Annotated in this window: 18 protein-coding genes, 1 tRNA gene and 1 pseudogene; 15 read left to right on the top strand and 5 right to left on the bottom strand. The window is 58.9% G+C overall.

The genetic code is table 11. The features are described from left to right. Positions 1 to 67 precede the first annotated feature (67 nt). The 10 genes from ybgC to AC07VF_RS08615 all read left to right on the top strand — a co-directional run bounded on the left by ybgC (position 68) and on the right by AC07VF_RS08615 (position 7,129). Complete coding sequence (gene ybgC / locus AC07VF_RS08660) at positions 68 to 538, top strand: tol-pal system-associated acyl-CoA thioesterase (protein ID WP_495007842.1); 471 nt, start codon at positions 68 to 70, stop codon at positions 536 to 538. Next, positions 528 to 1,223 (top strand): protein TolQ, encoded by a 696-nt coding sequence (tolQ, locus tag AC07VF_RS08655; RefSeq protein ID WP_122537415.1) that lies wholly within the window; start codon positions 528 to 530, stop codon positions 1,221 to 1,223. The genes ybgC and tolQ overlap by 11 nt, the downstream gene beginning before the upstream one ends. Before the next feature lie 14 nt (positions 1,224 to 1,237). Beyond that, the gene (gene tolR, locus AC07VF_RS08650) at positions 1,238 to 1,702 is read left to right on the top strand and encodes a protein TolR (protein ID WP_037014073.1); all 465 of its coding nucleotides are present in this window, start codon (positions 1,238 to 1,240) and stop codon (positions 1,700 to 1,702) included. Beyond that, complete coding sequence (gene tolA, locus AC07VF_RS08645) at positions 1,702 to 2,793, top strand: cell envelope integrity protein TolA (RefSeq protein WP_192170860.1); 1,092 nt, start codon at positions 1,702 to 1,704, stop codon at positions 2,791 to 2,793. The genes tolR and tolA overlap by 1 nt, the downstream gene beginning before the upstream one ends. A gap of 17 nt (positions 2,794 to 2,810) precedes the next feature. Further along, the gene (gene tolB / locus AC07VF_RS08640; protein WP_192171054.1) at positions 2,811 to 4,091 is read left to right on the top strand and encodes a Tol-Pal system beta propeller repeat protein TolB; all 1,281 of its coding nucleotides are present in this window, start codon (positions 2,811 to 2,813) and stop codon (positions 4,089 to 4,091) included. A 53-nt stretch (positions 4,092 to 4,144) separates the two neighbouring features. After that, positions 4,145 to 4,648, top strand: coding sequence for a peptidoglycan-associated lipoprotein Pal (pal, locus tag AC07VF_RS08635; protein WP_037014065.1), 504 nt, complete (start codon positions 4,145 to 4,147; stop codon positions 4,646 to 4,648). 6 nt (positions 4,649 to 4,654) lie between these two features. Next, positions 4,655 to 5,473 carry a tol-pal system protein YbgF gene (gene ybgF, locus AC07VF_RS08630; protein WP_282373422.1) on the top strand — a complete coding sequence of 273 codons (819 nt, stop codon included), beginning with the start codon at positions 4,655 to 4,657 and terminating at the stop codon, positions 5,471 to 5,473. 179 nt (positions 5,474 to 5,652) lie between these two features. Further along, positions 5,653 to 6,300, top strand: a complete 648-nt coding sequence (queE, locus tag AC07VF_RS08625) for a 7-carboxy-7-deazaguanine synthase QueE (RefSeq protein WP_495007956.1) — start codon at positions 5,653 to 5,655, stop codon at positions 6,298 to 6,300. A 15-nt stretch (positions 6,301 to 6,315) separates the two neighbouring features. Next, on the top strand, positions 6,316 to 6,990 hold the full coding sequence (gene queC, locus AC07VF_RS08620; RefSeq protein WP_192170863.1) for a 7-cyano-7-deazaguanine synthase QueC: 675 nt from the start codon (positions 6,316 to 6,318) through the stop codon (positions 6,988 to 6,990). A 63-nt stretch (positions 6,991 to 7,053) separates the two neighbouring features. Continuing rightward, positions 7,054 to 7,129, top strand: a tRNA-Lys gene (locus tag AC07VF_RS08615). 109 nt (positions 7,130 to 7,238) lie between these two features. Here AC07VF_RS08615 and AC07VF_RS08610 read toward each other — a convergent pair. Beyond that, the gene (locus tag AC07VF_RS08610; RefSeq protein ID WP_495007841.1) at positions 7,239 to 8,339 is read right to left on the bottom strand and encodes a hypothetical protein; all 1,101 of its coding nucleotides are present in this window, start codon (positions 8,337 to 8,339) and stop codon (positions 7,239 to 7,241) included. A gap of 119 nt (positions 8,340 to 8,458) precedes the next feature. Then, the gene (locus tag AC07VF_RS08605; protein WP_495007840.1) at positions 8,459 to 8,773 is read right to left on the bottom strand and encodes a DUF7693 family protein; all 315 of its coding nucleotides are present in this window, start codon (positions 8,771 to 8,773) and stop codon (positions 8,459 to 8,461) included. Between the two features lie 113 nt (positions 8,774 to 8,886). Here AC07VF_RS08605 and AC07VF_RS08600 point away from each other — a divergent pair, with 113 nt between their 5' ends. The 5 genes and pseudogenes from AC07VF_RS08600 to AC07VF_RS08580 all read left to right on the top strand — a co-directional run bounded on the left by AC07VF_RS08600 (position 8,887) and on the right by AC07VF_RS08580 (position 14,563). Continuing rightward, the gene (locus AC07VF_RS08600) at positions 8,887 to 9,708 is read left to right on the top strand and encodes an NADPH-dependent oxidoreductase (protein ID WP_495007839.1); all 822 of its coding nucleotides are present in this window, start codon (positions 8,887 to 8,889) and stop codon (positions 9,706 to 9,708) included. A 175-nt stretch (positions 9,709 to 9,883) separates the two neighbouring features. Beyond that, a pseudogene (locus AC07VF_RS08595) lies at positions 9,884 to 10,000 on the top strand (NAD(P)H-dependent oxidoreductase); the annotation flags it as partial. A 170-nt stretch (positions 10,001 to 10,170) separates the two neighbouring features. Next, positions 10,171 to 12,198 (top strand): FIST N-terminal domain-containing protein, encoded by a 2,028-nt coding sequence (locus AC07VF_RS08590; protein WP_495007838.1) that lies wholly within the window; start codon positions 10,171 to 10,173, stop codon positions 12,196 to 12,198. Between the two features lie 52 nt (positions 12,199 to 12,250). Further along, positions 12,251 to 13,060 (top strand): helix-turn-helix transcriptional regulator, encoded by an 810-nt coding sequence (locus AC07VF_RS08585; RefSeq protein WP_192170869.1) that lies wholly within the window; start codon positions 12,251 to 12,253, stop codon positions 13,058 to 13,060. A gap of 105 nt (positions 13,061 to 13,165) precedes the next feature. Then, the gene (locus tag AC07VF_RS08580; RefSeq protein ID WP_495007955.1) at positions 13,166 to 14,563 is read left to right on the top strand and encodes an NAD-dependent succinate-semialdehyde dehydrogenase; all 1,398 of its coding nucleotides are present in this window, start codon (positions 13,166 to 13,168) and stop codon (positions 14,561 to 14,563) included. A gap of 117 nt (positions 14,564 to 14,680) precedes the next feature. Here AC07VF_RS08580 and AC07VF_RS08575 read toward each other — a convergent pair whose 3' ends face one another. From AC07VF_RS08575 to AC07VF_RS08565, 3 genes are all read right to left on the bottom strand, one after another. Continuing rightward, complete coding sequence (locus AC07VF_RS08575; RefSeq protein WP_495007837.1) at positions 14,681 to 15,541, bottom strand: M10 family metallopeptidase C-terminal domain-containing protein; 861 nt, start codon at positions 15,539 to 15,541, stop codon at positions 14,681 to 14,683. Between the two features lie 210 nt (positions 15,542 to 15,751). Continuing rightward, entirely contained in the window at positions 15,752 to 16,183 is a 432-nt protein-coding gene (locus AC07VF_RS08570) for a hypothetical protein (RefSeq protein WP_495007836.1), read from the bottom strand. 281 nt (positions 16,184 to 16,464) lie between these two features. After that, complete coding sequence (locus AC07VF_RS08565) at positions 16,465 to 17,154, bottom strand: type 1 glutamine amidotransferase domain-containing protein (protein ID WP_122537429.1); 690 nt, start codon at positions 17,152 to 17,154, stop codon at positions 16,465 to 16,467. Positions 17,155 to 17,199: the final 45 nt, after the last annotated feature.

Below are 17,199 nucleotides of genomic sequence, written 5' to 3'. Positions count from 1 at the left end.
GGGCGGTAAAAACGATGAAAAACAGTTGCCTGGCCGGATTGGCAACCTGAGGAGTAAGCACTAGAGTATGCGCGCGCAAAACGGGGCTCAGTCGTTCGCACATCGTTGTCGCGTTTATTACGAGGACACCGATGCCGGCGGCATCGTTTACTACGTCAATTACCTGAAATTCATGGAGCGGGCTCGAACCGAGCGACTGCGGGAACTGGGCTTTGCCCAATCCGCAATGGCGGGTATCGAGAACCTGTTGTTCGTCGTGCATTCAAGCGAGGCTCGATACCACAAGCCCGCGTGGCTGGACGACGAGCTGCTGATCAGCGCCGAAGTAATCGAATTGAACCGCGCCAGCCTGCGTTTTCAGCAACAGGTCAGGCGGGCTGCGGATGATGTGCTGCTCTGCGAAGGGCAGTTTTTGGTGGCGTGTGTGCGCGCCGACAGTTTGAAACCCCGGGCCATTCCCGAAGCTCTGCGCACGGCCTTTGCCGGGCAGGGCGGCGCGGGTACACATTCAGAGCAGGAGATACAGCGTGGAAGCTAACGTCGTCGACCATTCCTCCATGTGGAGTTTGGTCAGCAATGCCAGCGTGGTTGTGCAGTTGGTGATGCTGATCCTGGTGGCCGCCTCGGTCACCTCGTGGATCATGATTTTTCAGCGCAGCGCCATGCTGCGCGCCGGGCGCAAGGCTCTGGACAGCTTCGAGGAGCGCTTCTGGTCAGGCATCGATCTGTCCAAGCTCTACCGTCAGGCCGGCAGCAACCCGGACCCGGATTCCGGCGTAGAGCAGATCTTCCGCGCGGGCTTCAAGGAATTCTCCCGTCTGCGCCAGCAGGCAGGCGTTGATCCGGACGCGGTCATGGAAGGTGTCGCACGTGCCATGCGCGTGGCGATCTCCCGTGAAGAAGAAAAACTCGAGCAGAGCCTGCCATTCCTGGCAACCGTGGGTTCGACCAGTCCGTACATCGGTCTGTTCGGTACCGTCTGGGGGATCATGAACTCCTTCCGCGGCCTGGCCACTGCGCAGCAAGCCACTCTGGCCACCGTTGCACCGGGTATCGCCGAAGCACTGATCGCCACCGCCATCGGCCTGTTCGCAGCGATCCCTGCGGTCATCGCTTACAACCGTTTCGCCGCTCGTGGCGAGAACCTGATCGGTCGCTACTACACATTCGCCGACGAGTTCCAGGCGATCCTGCACCGTAAAGTGCACACCAGCGAAGAATAAGCAGGTATTTCCCAATGGCTTTAATCGCTCGCGGCCGACGCAACAAGCGCAAGCCGGTCGCCGAAATGAACGTGGTGCCGTACATCGACGTGATGCTGGTGCTGCTGGTCATCTTCATGGTGACGGCTCCGATGATCAACCAGGGCGTGAAAGTTGATCTGCCCAAGGTCTCCAGCGAGGCTTTGCCGCAGGACAACAACAATCAGGTCCTGACGATCTCGATCAAGGCTGACAAGACCTACTACTGGAACCTTGGCAGCGAAGTCGACACCGACAAGCAAATGGACAAGGCGATGACCTTGCCGCAACTGACCAGCGCGGTGACCAAAATCATTGCCGCCGGTCGTGACGCCGGCAAGCAGACTCAAGTGTTCATCCGTGGCGACAAGACGGTCGACTACGGCGCCGTTATGGGCACGATGGGCGGGTTGCAGAAGGCCGGGGTCGGGAACGTTGGTTTGATTACCGAGGCCCCCTGATGCAGCCGATTCGAGAGCCGTCCGCCTCGGAAAGCTACTTCTGGCCGTCCGTCTGGGCGGTGGGACTGCACGTCCTGATTTTTGGTTTGTTGTTCGTCAGCTTCGCAATGACGCCTGAGCTTCCTGAAGCTAGGCCCATCGTTCAGGCCACGCTCTATCAGTTGAAATCAAAAAGTCAGGCGACCACCCAGACCAACCAGAAGCTTGCCGGTGAGGCGAAGAAATCCGCTGCGCGACAAACCGAAGTCGAGCAGATGGAGCAGAAAAAAGTTGAGCAAGAGGCAGTGAAGGCGGCGGAACAAAAGAAAGCCGATGCCGCTCAAAAAGCCGAAGAACAAAAGGCTGAGGAAGCGAAGAAAGCTGACGACGCCAAAAAAGCCGACGACGCTAAAAAAGCTGCGGACGACGCCAAGAAAGCCGAAGCCAAAAAAGCGGATGACGCGAAGAAAACCGCCGAAGAGAAACAATTGGCTGATATAGCCAAGAAGAAAGCCGAAGACGACGCGAAGAAGAAAGCCGAGGAAGACGCCAAGCGTGCGGCCGCCGAGGAAGCCAAGAAACAGGCTGCCGAGGATGCGAAGAAGCAGGCTGCGGACGACGCCAAGAAAAAGGCTGCTGAAGACGCGAAGAAGAAAGCGGCCGAGGACGCCAAGAAGAAGGCGACTGAGGACGCGAAGAAGAAAGCCCAGGACGCTGCCCGTAAATCGGCGGAAGACAAGAAGGCGCAAGCACTGGCCGACCTGCTTTCCGACAAGCCGGAACGCCAACAGGCGCTGGCCGATGAACGTGGCGACGAAGTGGCCGGCAGCTTTGATGATTTGATTCGCTCTCGGGCGGCTGAAGGCTGGGCACGTCCACCTTCTGCGCGCAAGGGCATGACAGTCGTCTTGCAGATCAACATGTTGCCGGACGGCACCGTGACTTCGGTCAGCGTGAGCAAGTCCAGCGGCGATGGTCCTTTCGACAGTTCAGCAGTAGCGGCGGTCAAGAATATTGGTCGTTTGACAGAGATGCAGGGGATGAAGCCTTCGGACTTCGCACCTTACCGTTCATTCAAGATGACATTCACACCTGAGGACCTAGCCTTGTGATTAACCTTCTTCGAGGAATGCTTGTCGTTCTGTGTTGTGCAGCGGGTTTCGCCGCTGCCGACGAAAAGAACATTCTGGTAACAAGCGGCAGTGACCGCGCCACGCCTATCGCAGTCGTGCCGTTTGGTTTGCAGGGCGGCAGCGTGCTGCCGGAAGACATGGCCAAGATCATTGGCAACGACCTGCAGAATTCGGGCTATTACTCGCCGATTCCAAAGGAAAACATGATCAGCCAGCCGAGCCAGGCCAGCGAAGTCATTTTCCGTGACTGGAAAGCGCTGGGTGCGCAGTACGTCATGGTCGGCAGCATCGTTCCTTCGGGCGGTCGCCTTCAGGTCCAGTACGCGCTGTTCAACGTCGCCACCGAGCAACAGGTTCTCACCGGTAACGTATCGGGCACCGCTGACCAGCTGCGCGACATGTCGCACTACATCGCTGACCAGTCATTCGAGAAACTGACCGGCATCAAGGGTGCGTTTTCGACCCGCATGCTGTACGTGACGGCTGAGCGTTTCTCCACTGACAACACTCGCTACACGCTGCAGCGTTCGGACTACGATGGCGCCCGTGCGGTGACGCTGCTGCAATCCCGTGAGCCGATCCTGTCGCCACGCTTCGCGCCGGACGGCAAGCGTATTGCCTATGTGTCGTTTGAACAGAAGCGCCCGCGCATCTTCGTTCAGCACATCGACACCGGTCGTCGCGAGCAGATCACCAACTTCGAAGGCCTGAACGGCGCGCCTGCGTGGTCCCCGGACGGCAGCAAGCTGGCGATGGTGTTGTCGAAAGATGGCAACCCGGAAATCTATGTGATGAATCTGGCCTCGCGTCAATTGTCGCGAGTGACCAACGATTCCTCCATTGATACAGAACCGTTCTTCGGTAAAGACGGCTCCACGATTTACTTCACGTCTGACCGCGGCGGCAAGCCACAAATCTATAAAACCAATATTAATGGCGGAGGGGCAGAGCGCGTTACTTTCATCGGTAACTACAATGCCAACCCTAAGTTATCGGCGGATGAAAAGACTCTTGTGATGATCCATCGTCAAGATGGCTTCACCAACTTCAAGGTTGCAGCTCAGGATTTGCAGCGCGGTAGCGTAAAAATCCTCACAGACAGCAACCTTGATGAGTCGCCTACTGTTGCGCCTAACGGCACCATGGTAATCTACGCCACCCGCCAGCAGGGCCGGGGAGTCTTGATGCTCGTGTCCATTAATGGACGCGTAAGGCTCCCGCTTCCTACCGCTCAAGGCGAAGTCAGAGAACCTTCCTGGTCCCCTTACCTGAACTGACGCGGCGCTTTACGTTGTACTTAACACACTTGGGGTTCATTAGGAGTTTTACGATGGAAATGCTGAAGTTTGGTAAATTTGCTGCGCTGGCTCTGGCCATGGCTGTAGCTGTAGGTTGCTCGTCCAAAGGCGGCGACAATGCCGGTGCTGGCGGCGCTGCTGTAGATCCTAACGCTGGTTACGGCGCTAACTCTGGCGCTGTTGACGGCAGCCTGAGCGAAGAAGCTGCTCTGCGCGCTATCACCACTTTCTACTTCGAATACGACAGCTCTGACCTGAAACCAGAGGCCATGCGCGCTCTGGACGTTCACGCCAAAGACCTGAAAGCCAACGGCGCTCGCGTAGTTCTGGAAGGTAACACTGACGAACGCGGTACTCGCGAATACAACCTGGCACTGGGCGAGCGTCGTGCGAAAGCCGTTCAACGTTACCTGGTTCTGCAGGGCGTTTCGCCAGCTCAGCTGGAAATCGTTTCCTACGGTGAAGAGCGTCCAGTTGCCACCGGTAACGACGAGCAATCGTGGGCTCAAAACCGTCGCGTCGAACTGCGTAAGTAATTTGACATGCGAACGTGCCGACGTGCTTTAACCGTTTTGGCTCTCACCCTTCCTCTTGCAGCGATGGGTGCGGTTCCTGTGGTCGATGACAACTCTGGCTCTGCTGGTAGCAGTTATCCGCCATCGGGTTATGGTACGTCTGGCGCCTACGCCGGAGGTGCGGCTACGACCGCACCTTCGGCGCAAGGTCAGCTGTTCATGCAGTTGCAGCAAATGCAGGACGAGATCTCGCGCTTGCGCGGAATAGTGGAAGTCCAGCAAAACGACATCCAGCAGATGAAGCAGGAAGCGCTGGATCGCTACAAAGATCTCGACTCCCGTATCGGAGCTGGCGGCGCATCGGCCCCATCAGCTGCCAACAATTCTGCTTCCGACGGCGGCACCAATGCCGGCGGAGCGCCCGTGTCACCCGCCGCTCAAGCGCCACAGGCCAGCAGCGAGCCCGGCGACCCAGCGAAAGAAAAGCTCTATTACGACGCTGCTTTCGACTTGATCAAAGCGAAGGATTTCGACAAGGCCAGTCAGGCGTTTGCGGCGTTCTTGCGCAAATACCCCAACAGCCAGTACGCGGGCAATGCTCAATACTGGTTGGGCGAAGTGAATCTGGCCAAGGGCGATCTGCAAGGTGCCGGTCAGGCCTTTGCAAAGGTCAGTCAGCTTTACCCAAAGCACGCCAAGGTGCCTGATTCCCTGTACAAACTGGCGGACGTGGAACGTCGCCTGGGCCACACCGATAAAGTGAAGGGCATCCTTCAGCAAGTCGTTGCTCAGTATCCAGGCACTTCAGCCGCTCAGTTGGCTCAGCGGGACCTCCAGCGTCTCTGATTGCCAGTCAATCTGACCGCTGATTCAAGAAAGCCGCGCATTGCGCGGCTTTCTTCGTTAGAATTCCGCCCCCGAAATTCCGGTATTGATTACGCTTCTGTGGATTCTGCGTGCGCAGGGTTCACAGAAGTGCCTGACGGAGGCGGATGGCCTGTTTAGCCGTTACGCCCGTGGCCCCTATGCAAGACACACTACGTATCACCGAAGTTTTCTACTCGTTGCAGGGTGAAACGCGCACGGCAGGCTTGCCTACCGTTTTTGTGCGCCTCACCGGCTGCCCATTGCGTTGCGGTTATTGCGACAGTGAATATGCCTTCACTGGCGGAACCATCCAGACCCTCGACTCGTTGATGGAGCAGGTTGCCAGCTATCGCCCGCGCTATGTCTGCGTCACAGGCGGCGAGCCCCTGGCTCAGCCGAATGCCATTCCGTTGCTTCAACGGCTGTGTGATGCGGGCTACGAGGTTTCTCTGGAAACCAGCGGCGCGCTGGACATCTCGAGTGTCGATCCCCGCGTAAGCCGTGTCGTCGATCTGAAAACCCCTGGTTCAAAAGAAGTGGCGCGCAACCGATACGAGAATATCGAACTGCTCACGCCCAACGACCAGATCAAATTCGTCATTTGTTCGCGCGAAGATTACGACTGGGCCGTTTCAAAGATCATTCAGTACGGTCTGGACCGTCGCGCTGGCGAAGTGCTGTTTTCCCCTGTCCACCGTGATCTGAACGTCAGAGACCTGGCCGACTGGATCGTGGCCGACAACCTCCCGGTGCGGCTGCAATTGCAGTTGCATAAAATCCTCTGGAATGACGAGCCGGGGCGCTGAATGAGTGAGCAATCGATGACTGAGAAAAGAGCGGTAATCCTGCTGTCCGGCGGGCTGGATTCGGCCACTGTGGTAGCGATGGCCAAGGCCGATGGCTTCAGCTGCTACACCATGAGCTTCGACTACGGCCAGCGGCATCGCGCCGAGTTACAGGCGGCGGAGCGTGTAGCGGCCGATATGGGCGTGGTCGAGCATAAGGTTATCGGCCTCAATCTCAACGGCATCGGCGGGTCCGCGCTGACTGACAGCAGCATCGCGGTGCCTGAGAAGCCGGGCGAGGGCATTCCGGTAACGTACGTACCGGCGCGCAATACTGTTTTTCTCTCTCTCGCACTGGGCTGGGCCGAAGTGCTCGGCGCCAGAGACATCTTCATCGGTGTGAACGCCGTGGATTACTCGGGCTACCCGGATTGCCGTCCGGAATTTGTCGAGTCGTTCGAGCGCATGGCCAATCTCGCTACCAAGGCTGGCGTTGAAGGCCAGGGCTTCACGATACAGGCGCCGCTGCAGATGCTGAGCAAGGCCGATATCGTTAAAACCGGTACGCGTCTGGGTGTGGATTACGGGTTGACGGTTTCCTGCTATCAGGCCGACGACAAGGGACGTGCGTGCGGAAAATGCGACAGCTGCCGGTTGCGCGCCGAGGGCTTCGCGGCGGCTGGCGTGACGGATCCGACGCGTTATTTTTAAATTATTTTCGTTTGGGTGTTGAATTACTGTGAAATATCAGTAATATACGCGCCACAACGAAGCGGGTCGTTAGCTCAGTTGGTAGAGCAGTTGGCTTTTAACCAATTGGTCGTAGGTTCGAATCCCACACGACCCACCATTTCGAAAATCTGGAAGGCCCATGTAAATGCGGATTTCCAGATTTTTTTTTGCCTGTGAAAAAGTAGCGGCCGGCGCTGACTCAATAACTCAACGCCCCCGCCTCCATCTCACGCCTTGCCGAAAACCACGTCCAGGGACATCGAGTCCGTATGGCGCATAGGGTTGCTGCCCTGGCCCAGGGTGTCGTCATTGGGATGCTGATACGTCATTCCAGTGCCCAGCTCTTTGGTCAGGAAATCGCCTCCCTGTTTCATCTTCTCCGTAGACCCGTCGTACCATCCGGCGATGGTCTTGTTCCCCGCAGAATCCAGGGAAGTAATGCTGTCAGGTGCCTTGTCAGCGATACTTTGCTTGTCGCCGACTTCAAATCCTTTTCCATCAGTGGCATGGATCGCTGCATTGCGGCCATCAATGTCGCTGGTATTGATGAAGCCGTTGTAGAACTCCAGGCGGCTCGCGTCAGGCTTGTAGTTGCCGTCCGCGTCGGCCTGTTTGAGCAGGCCCGTCGTGTCTGCCTCGTACTTCATGGTTCCTTTTTGCCCAGGCTCCAATGACAGTTCACCTACCAGCTTTTCATTCTTGTCGAACTGGCCAATCTTTATCGCATGGTCTTGAGTATTGGTGATATTGAGCGAGTAAGGCCCGCTGCCAGCGGTGGCGGCATCACCTACGGCGGTACTCTTGCCTGCAGGTGCAAGCGCAGCTGTCGCCTCCGGCGCAGTCTGAGCATTCGCCGGAGGTGTGGATGCCACTTGAGGCCCGGCTGATGATGCCTGGGCCGCACTTGGCGTCGTGGCTGCTTGCTGGGACCCAGTGTTGGCAGCCATCGGCTGAGCGGGCGCGGAGACTGCCGCCGACTTGCCTTGCGGACTGCCACTGCTTTGAGAAGACGCGCCCGTGTCGCTCCGGTTTTGCTGCATGAATTGTGCGAGCGCCTGCATGATCTGCTCGACCAGATTACGTACCGATGCAGCCAGGTCCTGATCGGTGGGATTGGCCGCCTGCGCGCTGGCATTCACTCGGCTGTCACTGTTGTGGGGCGATGGTCCCCCGAAGTTCACCGACTGCGCACCGGCACCGGGCGACGTACCAAAATCGATGCCTCCGCCCGCTTGGCGCTGGTCAGTCAGACGCCCTTGGGGCGAGCCAAAATCGCTGTTATGCAAGCCGAAGAGCTGATCAACAGGCCCACTCACTTTCGTCGACATACGCCACCCGCTTTGGACTTTATACCGCTTGAGTGGCAACTGAGTCGTTTTGGTTCCGTCATCCCACGCTATGGGTGGAGCCCTTTTTTTTTTTTGACGCGCGGTGTATGAGCGTTCGCTTAGATGAGGGAGAGCAGGGTTTCCAGCTGACCGCGTTCCCAGGTGCTCAGCAGTTCAAGAGGATCAGTGCCGTAGCGTTGGCGGGCGTCAAACAGGTAGACCCGACCTTCGGGGTTGAGGCAGCGGTCGCAGTGATCCAGGGCATTGTGCTCTTTGTAAAAGGTGATCAGCCAGCCATCAGCCTCTACGGTCATCAGGCCACTGTCGATGTCGACTTGAGCGTCGCCGCCCACCCGACGCATCACCCGAATGCCGAGGGCGATGTCACGCAGGACCTGACAGGTGTCACGCGCACTGAGAGGCTTTGCTGACAAATGGATGTCCCTTGATGGCTCGGCTAGCAGGGCGGCCGGGTGAAAACGTCTGCGCAAGGCATGCGCCTGTGGCATCGATTTGATAGCCTCGCGTCACTTTTTTGGAGAGACCCATGACCACAACCAACCAATCCAGAATGGCAGCGCGCTACGGGGACCCCGAGGCATCTGCGCTCGCCACCTGGAACGATACCATCGATCAATTGCTCGACCATCGCAGCGTTCGCGCTTTCAACGCCGAGCCTCTGCCGGACGGGCTGGTGGAAACACTGGTCGCTGCTGCGCAGTCTGCAGCCAGCTCTTCAAACCTGCAGGTCTGGAGTGTGGTCGCGGTGCGGAACACCGATCGCAAAGCGCGTCTCTCGGCACTTGCCGGTAACCAGGCATACATCCGACAAGCGCCGCTGTTCCTGGTATGGCTTGCCGACCTCTCTCGCGTTTCCCGTGTAGCCGAGCAGCAGCACGCCGAACTGCATGCACTGCCCTACCTCGAAAGCCTGTTGCTCGGAACGATAGATGCCTCACTGGCGGCTCAGAATGCAGTAGTGGCACTCGAATCGTTGGGGCTTGGAAGCGTTTATATCGGGGCCATTCGCAATGACATCGAGGGGGTAGCCAAGGAACTTGGATTGCCTGCACACGTTTATCCCGTGTTTGGGCTCTGCGTCGGTTACCCCTCCATCGAACTGCCGGCGAAGGTCAAACCGAGGCTTCCACAGGCTGCGGTGCTTCACCACGAAACCTACGCAGCGGAGCCAGAGTCGGCCGCAGTCGCCACTTATGATCAGCGGTTGGGGGCTTTCTACCAGCGCGAGGGGATGAGGGCAAACGGTTGGTCCGAACAGGTCGTCAACCGACTTCGTGACACCTCAAACCTCCATGGCCGTGAACATTTGGTTGAGCAGTTGATCCGGATGGGTTTTGGCCTTCGTTGACGACGTGGCTCCAGGGATTCAGTCATGCGGTCAGCGCGCCTTGATTGTGCATGACTGATGCAGCGTTCAGCGTCAGTGCGGCGGGCAGGAAGTCGTTTCGACCGTCGAAGCGATGAGGTCGCGCAGCCACCTGTGGGCGGGATCGCGGTGCAGGCGTTCCGGCCACAATGCGACGCGGCTGGATAACTTCTTCACCGATCCGCCACTGCCGTTTCGTCGACAGAATGCCGGCGATTATGAGATCCCGGCATTCACGCTCAAGCCGCGCCTCGCGCCGGGGCGCCACGAATTGGCATCCATTACACTGACGTCGATTAAAATTGACGCAATTGTGCCGACTTCGGTTGGCCCCCCGACCAACGCCACGTCCTGTCCTTCAAGTCAGATTTTCCGCGGCCGATACAGAAAAAAGCTCTGTGTATGTAACGCATGCGCCCTGCGATCCTTTCCTGTGAGCGAACGATGAACCCACTCAAACTCTTCAATCGATCCCGTGCCAACCGCCAGGAAGCGATCAGCATCAACTGCACCGCTGGCGAGCTGGACCGTGCCCTGGCGGGCGTGCGTTCAGTTCCCGTTCTGGTGACAGGCTTCGTCTCTCCGCATCTGGACATCGACCACATTGCCGCCCGTATAAAGCAGCGGTTTCCCGATAGCGCGCTGAGCTTGTGCACCACCTCCGGCGAGCTGTGCAACAGTGCGACCGGTTTGTACTGTGCAACCGGCGATCGTTGGGACCGCATCGTCCTGCAGCTCTTCGAGCGCAGCGTGATTGCATCGGCCGAAGTGGTGATGGTGCCACTGGAGTGTGAAGATATCCGCAGCGGTGGCAAGCGCATGGAGATGCGTGAGCGCATCGAAAAACTGGTCAGCAACATCAAGCGTGCGCAGGTCAGCACGGCCATCGACCATCGCGACACGCTGGCCTATGTGGTGTTCGACGGCTTGTCGGCGTCCGAATCGTTCTTCATGGAAGCGCTCTACGAGTCCGGGCGCTTTCCGTGCCTCTTTGTAGGAGGCTCGGCCGGTGGCAAGTCGGATTTCAAGAAGACGCTGATCCACGACGGCAAGCGCAGCTATCAGAATCATGCGCAAATTGTTTTCATCAAGACCGCCGCCGACATCCGTTTCGGCGTGTTCAAAAGTCAGAACTTCCAACCCGCCGGGCTGACCTTCAGTGTCCTGACCGCTTCTGTCGAAGACCGCACCATCGACCAGGTGATCGACAGCAAGGGCAACATCATGAGCATGGTCCAGGCGCTGTGTAACGCCTTTGACTGTGACGCTCACGCCCTTGAGAAGAACCTGGCTGATTACTCCTTCGCCATTCGGGTGGGCAGCGAGTTGTTCGTGCGATCAATCGCGCGCATCGACCATGCACAGCAAATCATTCAGCTGTTCTGCGACGTGGCCCCCGGCGAAGAGCTGGTGATGGTCAAGCGTACGCCGTTGCGCGAAGCCACCCGCGTGGATTACGAGCAATTCCTGCGCGCCAAGGGCGGGCAGCCTGTCGCGGCGATCCTCAACGACTGCATCTTGCGTCGGGCCAACAACGGCAAGGATCTGGGCACCATGACCGGATTGTTCGGTGACGTACCGCTGGTGGGGTTCTCGACCTTTGGTGAAATTCTCGGCCTGAACCTGAACCAGACGCTTACGGCGATCTTCTTCTTTCGGGTGGCAAAAGGCGCGTCATTCACGGATGAGTATGTGGACAATTTCATCGCGCACTATGGCGAATTCAAGGCGTTTTTCCTGCGCCGCCAGCTTAAGAAGATGGTGGGCTTGAACCATGTCATCGTGAAGCAGATCGAGGCGTTCAAGCTTAACGACTTCAATAACGCGCTGGACACCCGTGGGCTGGATACCAAAGTCCTTCCGGTCTTCGAAGGCCTCGCCGCACTGGGTCGGGTCCTTGCCCAGGCCGGTCAGCAGCAGGAAGAGATGTCCACACAAATCAAGCACTACTCCGGCGAGCTGCACCTGTCGATGGACGATCTGGCCGGCACGATTGACCAGCAGAACACGGTCTCGACAAACGCCGGCAATACCGTTGTAGCGCTGGTCAGCCAGGCGGACGAAGCGGTGGTCGGCGCACGAGCCCTCGCGGAATCGAGCCTGCGCATCCAGTCCATCGTGCAGGTGATTCAACAGATCGCCGGGCAGACCAATCTGCTGGCGCTCAACGCTGCGATCGAAGCGGCGCGGGCAGGGGATCTGGGCCGAGGCTTTGCCGTGGTCGCCGACGAAGTGCGCAAGCTGGCGGAAATCACCCGCAAGAACGCGGCCGAGATCGGCGTCGACATCGACTTGCTCTCCAGCGAGATCCAGCGGGTGGCGCAGCAGATCGAGGACCAGTCCACCGGCGTCGGCGCGCTACGCGAAATGCTCGACTCACTGGAAAACTCGAACCAGGCCACCGAAGGCACGGCGCGGCGCACCAAAGCCATCGCCGATACCTTGACCGGCTTGACCCACGCCAGAGCTTGACCCACGATGCCCGTTTTCCGCGATCAACCAAAACGTGGACCACGAGCGAGTTATGGCAAAAAGACCTTCGATAGAGCAGCGGCGCGAATTCGGCAATTTTCTGTCCAGCCGACGGGCGCGCCTCGACCCGAATGATTTCGGCCTGCCAGAAGGGCCGCGCCGCACCCCAGGACTGCGCCGTGAGGAAGTGGCGGCGCTCGCCGGGGTCAGCGTCAGTTGGTACACCTGGCTTGAACAGGGCCGCGACATTCAGCCCTCGCCGGACGCGCTGCAACGGATATCCAAAGTCCTCAAGCTCGATCGTGTGGAGTCCGCGCACCTGTATGCGCTTTCCGCACTGGAGGTGCCGGTTGCTGCCACCGGCGGCGGGGTGACCGCCGGCTTGGAAATGCTGGTGCGCGCCATCAACCCCATTCCGGCGTATGTGCGCAACGCCCGGCTCGACATCCTGGCGTGGAACGACGCCATCGCCGAGCTGTTCGTCGACTACGGTTCGTTGCAGCCCCATGAGCGCAACACGCTGCGTCTGTTGTTTCTGTACATCCCGTACCGAACCATCATTCTGGATTGGGAGCAGATGGCACGTGGCATGATCAGTGCGTTTCGGGCATCGCGCGCGCTGGCCCAGGACAAGGCACCGTTCGACAGCCTGATCGAAGAACTCTCGTCCCTGAGCCCTGAATTCAAAGAGTGGTGGCAGGACACCGAGGTCAAAGGTTTCGAGGAGGGCCGCAAGCGTCTGCTGCATCCCATCAGCGGCCATATCGATTTCACCTACGTCGCGCTGACGCCTGAAGGGCGGCCGGACCTGTCGCTGGTGACCTACATTCCCCGCCACACTGCCTATGACTCACGGTCATAGGATAACAACACGCCTTCCTGGCTTTTTCGGGCTTGCCTAGAGTGGCGGTCATCGCAGCGCACATGCGCTGCACCGAACGCCAACGAGGTAATCACGATGTCTGACTTGAGCCCGATCCCCGCCGCAAACGTCGCTACGTCACGCAACCCGGCCACCGGTGAGCTGATCGCCACTTACCCCTTCCAGACCCAGACCGACGTCGAGCAGTTGCTGGATGTGAATGCTGCGGCCTTTCGTCTGTGGCGCGCCACGCCGATGCGCGAGCGCGTGGCAGCCTATCGCCGTCTGGCAGACACCCTGCGTGAGCGCTCGGAATCCTTCGCTGCGCTGATCACCGCTGAAATGGGCAAGACCCTGGCGGCGGCCCGTGGAGAAGTGGAGAAGTGCGCGGCCACGATCGAGTGGATTGCTGACAACGGCCCGGCGATTCTTGCCGATGAGCCCGTCAATGTAGGCAGCGACGACGAAGTCCACGTGTCCTTCCTGCCGATTGGCACTGTGCTGGCGGTGATGCCCTGGAACTTCCCGCTGTGGCAGGTGATTCGTGCATCCGGGCCGATCATGCTGTCGGGCAATGGCTTCATGCTCAAGCACGCGCCGAACGTCATGGGCTCGGCTTACGCGCTGCAAGAAGCTTACGAGGCGGCAGGCTTTCCCAAAGGGCTGTTCACCAACCTTATTGCTGACAACGACACCGTGGCCCGCACTATCGAAGACCCGCGCATCGCCGCCGTCACCCTGACGGGCAGCATGCGCGCAGGTTCTGCCGTGGCAGCCACGGCGGGCAAGGCGCTCAAGAAGAGCCTGCTGGAGCTGGGCGGCTCGGACGCTTTCATTGTGTTGGCCGACGCCAATATCGACCTTGCGGTGAAAGCTGCTGTCGAGGCGCGTTTCCAGAACGCCGGTCAGGTCTGTCTGGCGGCCAAGCGCTTCATTCTGGAGGCACCGATCGCCGACGAATTCACGGGTAAATTCGTTGCAGCGGTCGAGCAACTGAAAGTCGGCGACCCGCTGGACAGCGCGATCAACGTCGGTCCGATGGCCCGCGCTGATCTGCGCGATGAGCTGGATGGCCAGGTTCAACGCACTATTGCCGCCGGCGCGACGTTGCTGCTGGGCGGGAAGAAGATCGACGGCCCCGGTAACTTCTACGCGCCCACCGTGCTGGCCGATGTGAGGCCAGGCATGGCCGCCTTCGACGAAGAAACTTTCGGCCCGGTGGCAGCGATCACCATTGCCGCCAACGCCGAAGACGCCATCGTGCTGGCCAACACCAGTGACTATGGACTGGGTGGCAGCCTGTGGACCCAGGACATCCCGCGCGCGCAACGCATCGCCCGGCGTCTGGAAACCGGTGGCGTGTTCATCAATGGTTTCCCGGCGACGAACGCGCGGATCCCGGTGGGCGGCGTCAAGAAGAGTGGCTACGGCCGCGAACTGTCCCACTTCGGGCTGCGTGAATTCACCAACGCCCAGGCGGTGTGGGCCAAAAGCGTTGACTGAGATTCAGTGAGCAGTATCAGCATGGGCGTACGTTTGTAGTCGCCCATGCTGCAAAAAAAGCCGTCGCATTTGCGACGGCTTTTTCATGCCTGCCCTATTGGGATGGCGCATCTGGATTCAGCCAATCGGGTGCAGGTCGGCAGGTGCCAGGCCCACCAGCTCGATGTGTGCAGTGTTCGCGTCAGCCACGATCAGGTTATCGGCGGTGAAAGTCTTGGCGACGTTCTTGTCGATACTGATCTCGAATCGGTGACCGTCCGCGTCCGCTTCGTAATCCTTCAGATAGGTACGGTGCGTGGCCCCGTCGTAGATCAACTTCAGCGTGCCATCGGTGCCGTCGCCCAGGCCGGTGTAGCCCAGCGCGGACACATCAATCCGGTCCTGTGTGGCATCGAAGTTTTTGATGAAGTCCGAATTGCCCCGAAAGCTATCGCTCTTCTCCACGTATCGAAAGGTGTCGACGCCGGTATTGCCCACCAGCAGGTCATCATCACTGCCTCCGACAAGGATGCCGCCTGCGGTCGAGTTGGTGAACTCGTCACGGTAGTTGTCGCCGGTCAGCGTCTGGTTGGCGCGGTCTGCTGCAGAGTCCCCGGCAAAGGTGAACCGGTCCATGTCCTGCAGGCCAGTGAGCGGATACCGTTCGTATTGTGTCAGGTGCACCACGAAACGGTTGCCGTCTTCATCGGCCTCGAAGGATTGGGCAATCGCGTAACCCGCTTCGCTGTCGTAGCTGTAATTGAGGGTGCCGTTATAGCCATCGCCCAGGCCGGTGAAACCCAGTGCCGAAACGTCCAGAAGGTCGCCCTCGCCAAGCTGGAAGTCGTGGATAAAATCGACACTGGAGTGTCCCGAGCTGTCGTTAACAAAGCTGTCGGTGAGGTGTTCGAAGGCGAAGGTGTTACGTGCATTGCCGCTGTACATCTCATCAGCGCCACCGCCACCTGTGACGATGTTGCCGCTTTTGGGAACGATCAAAAAGTCATCGCCATCGGTCCCGCTGATGACGTATTGCTTTTCGCTCTCGTGATGTTCGCGGCCATTGCTTTCTGCCGTCAGGTCGTAACGCAGGGCGAAATTCTGCGTGCCGAGCTGAGCGGCGTGGTCGCATTCCAGCCGGACTTCGAATGCCTGCCCCTCGGCGTTTTTGTCCAGCGAGCGAACATAGGTAACGTTCTCGTCAGCGTTTTAAGTGACCGCCAGATCGCCGTTGTGGCCATTGCCAACCCGCTCCAGCCCGAGCGCTGTCAGGTCAAGTACGTCATTGGATTGGAAGTTTTTGATCAGATCCGAGTGCGAGCCCTGTTTGTCGAAGTAACTGTCCGTCACTGATGTGTAGACGAAGGCGTTGCCGTAGTAATAGGCAGGATGGCTGATGAGGGTGTCGACGCCGGCACCGCCGTTATAGCGATCCTGTGCGTTGCTGAACGGATTGGGATCCCCTCCCTGACCGGTGAGGATGTCGTCGCCATCGCCTCCAAAGATGAAATCCCGCTTTGTGGTGCCCGTGAGGGTGTCGTCATCCGCCGTGCCCACGTAGCTGTCATACGTGCCATGAGCCGTCACGACAACCGCCTCATCCGCTTCACTCTGCAGTGCTGGTTTCGTTGCCTGAGCCATTTTTTTTCTCGCTATAAAAGGTTTGGCACTGCGGCCGCCGTGGACGGCAGATCCAGTTACAACAGGCATCGTGAGCGTTGATCAATGCCGGCCATTGGCGTGGTAGACCCGTCAAAGCCGCGTTTGTTTGATTATTCGCATCCGTCCAGAAACGACAAAGCCCGACATAAAGTCGGGCCTGGGGTCGGGTTGAATCCGTTCATTACCAGTTCATGGCGGTTATCTCGGTGCGAAGGTGAGAAGCGGCGAGGGGTGCGAACACCCCTCGCGCCGGGCGGTGATCAGGCCGATTTGTTCTGCAGTGCCTTGATCAACACGTCTGCCGCAGGACCGGACGAAGCAGGGTTCTGGCCGGTGATCAGCAGACCATCGGTGAGGACGTACGAGCCCCAGTCCGGACCTTTGGAGTAGACGCCGCCCAGTGATTTCAGCTCGTCTTCCACCAGGAAAGGCACCACGTTGGTCAGGCCGACGGCTTCTTCCTCGCTGTTGGCAAAGCCGGTGACCTTCTTGCCTTTAACCAGCGGCGTGCCGTCGGCGTTCTTCACGTGGCGCAGCACGCCAGGGGCGTGGCATACGACAGCGACGGGCTTGTTGGCGGCGATGAACGACTCGATGAGTTGGACGGAATTTTTGTCTTCAGCCAGATCCCACAGCGGGCCATGGCCGCCAGGGTAGAACACAGCGTCGAAATCTGCCTGGGACACGCTGTCCAGGCGGACGGTATTGGCGAGCAGGGCTTTGGCGGTTTCGTCTTTCTCGAAGCGACGGGTCAGGTCGGTCTGGAAGTCAGGCTCGTTGCTCTTCGGGTCCAGCGGAGGCTGACCGCCTTGTGGCGAAGCCAGTACGATTTCGGCGTTGATGTCGCTGAACGCATAGTAGGGCGCGGCCAGTTCTTCCAGCCAGAAGCCGGTAGGACGGCCGGTGTTGCCGAGGGTGTCGTGGGAAGTCAGAACCATTAGAACTTTCATCGGGTATTTCCTTTTCGATTAGGTTTGAGACTGCCGAGCAGCCAA

It is taken from the genome of Pseudomonas sp. GW821-FHT02H06 (assembly GCF_059421525.1).
Note: the sequence above shows the minus strand (reverse complement) of the source record. Positions and strands in the feature narration are given on the sequence as shown.

Coding starts and splice junctions, on each gene's coding strand:
- AC07VF_RS08590 (WP_495007838.1), top strand. CDS start 10,171: ATGAACCCACTCAAACTCTTCAATCGATCCCGTGCCAACCGCCAGGAA.
- tolR (WP_037014073.1), top strand. CDS start 1,238: ATGGCTTTAATCGCTCGCGGCCGACGCAACAAGCGCAAGCCGGTCGCC.
- tolB (WP_192171054.1), top strand. CDS start 2,811: ATGCTTGTCGTTCTGTGTTGTGCAGCGGGTTTCGCCGCTGCCGACGAA.
- queE (WP_495007956.1), top strand. CDS start 5,653: ATGCAAGACACACTACGTATCACCGAAGTTTTCTACTCGTTGCAGGGT.
- pal (WP_037014065.1), top strand. CDS start 4,145: ATGGAAATGCTGAAGTTTGGTAAATTTGCTGCGCTGGCTCTGGCCATG.
- AC07VF_RS08570 (WP_495007836.1), bottom strand. CDS start 16,183: ATGGCTCAGGCAACGAAACCAGCACTGCAGAGTGAAGCGGATGAGGCG.
- AC07VF_RS08565 (WP_122537429.1), bottom strand. CDS start 17,154: ATGAAAGTTCTAATGGTTCTGACTTCCCACGACACCCTCGGCAACACC.
- ybgC (WP_495007842.1), top strand. CDS start 68: ATGCGCGCGCAAAACGGGGCTCAGTCGTTCGCACATCGTTGTCGCGTT.
- AC07VF_RS08610 (WP_495007841.1), bottom strand. CDS start 8,339: ATGTCGACGAAAGTGAGTGGGCCTGTTGATCAGCTCTTCGGCTTGCAT.
- tolA (WP_192170860.1), top strand. CDS start 1,702: ATGCAGCCGATTCGAGAGCCGTCCGCCTCGGAAAGCTACTTCTGGCCG.
- AC07VF_RS08585 (WP_192170869.1), top strand. CDS start 12,251: ATGGCAAAAAGACCTTCGATAGAGCAGCGGCGCGAATTCGGCAATTTT.
- AC07VF_RS08600 (WP_495007839.1), top strand. CDS start 8,887: ATGACCACAACCAACCAATCCAGAATGGCAGCGCGCTACGGGGACCCC.
- queC (WP_192170863.1), top strand. CDS start 6,316: ATGACTGAGAAAAGAGCGGTAATCCTGCTGTCCGGCGGGCTGGATTCG.
- ybgF (WP_282373422.1), top strand. CDS start 4,655: ATGCGAACGTGCCGACGTGCTTTAACCGTTTTGGCTCTCACCCTTCCT.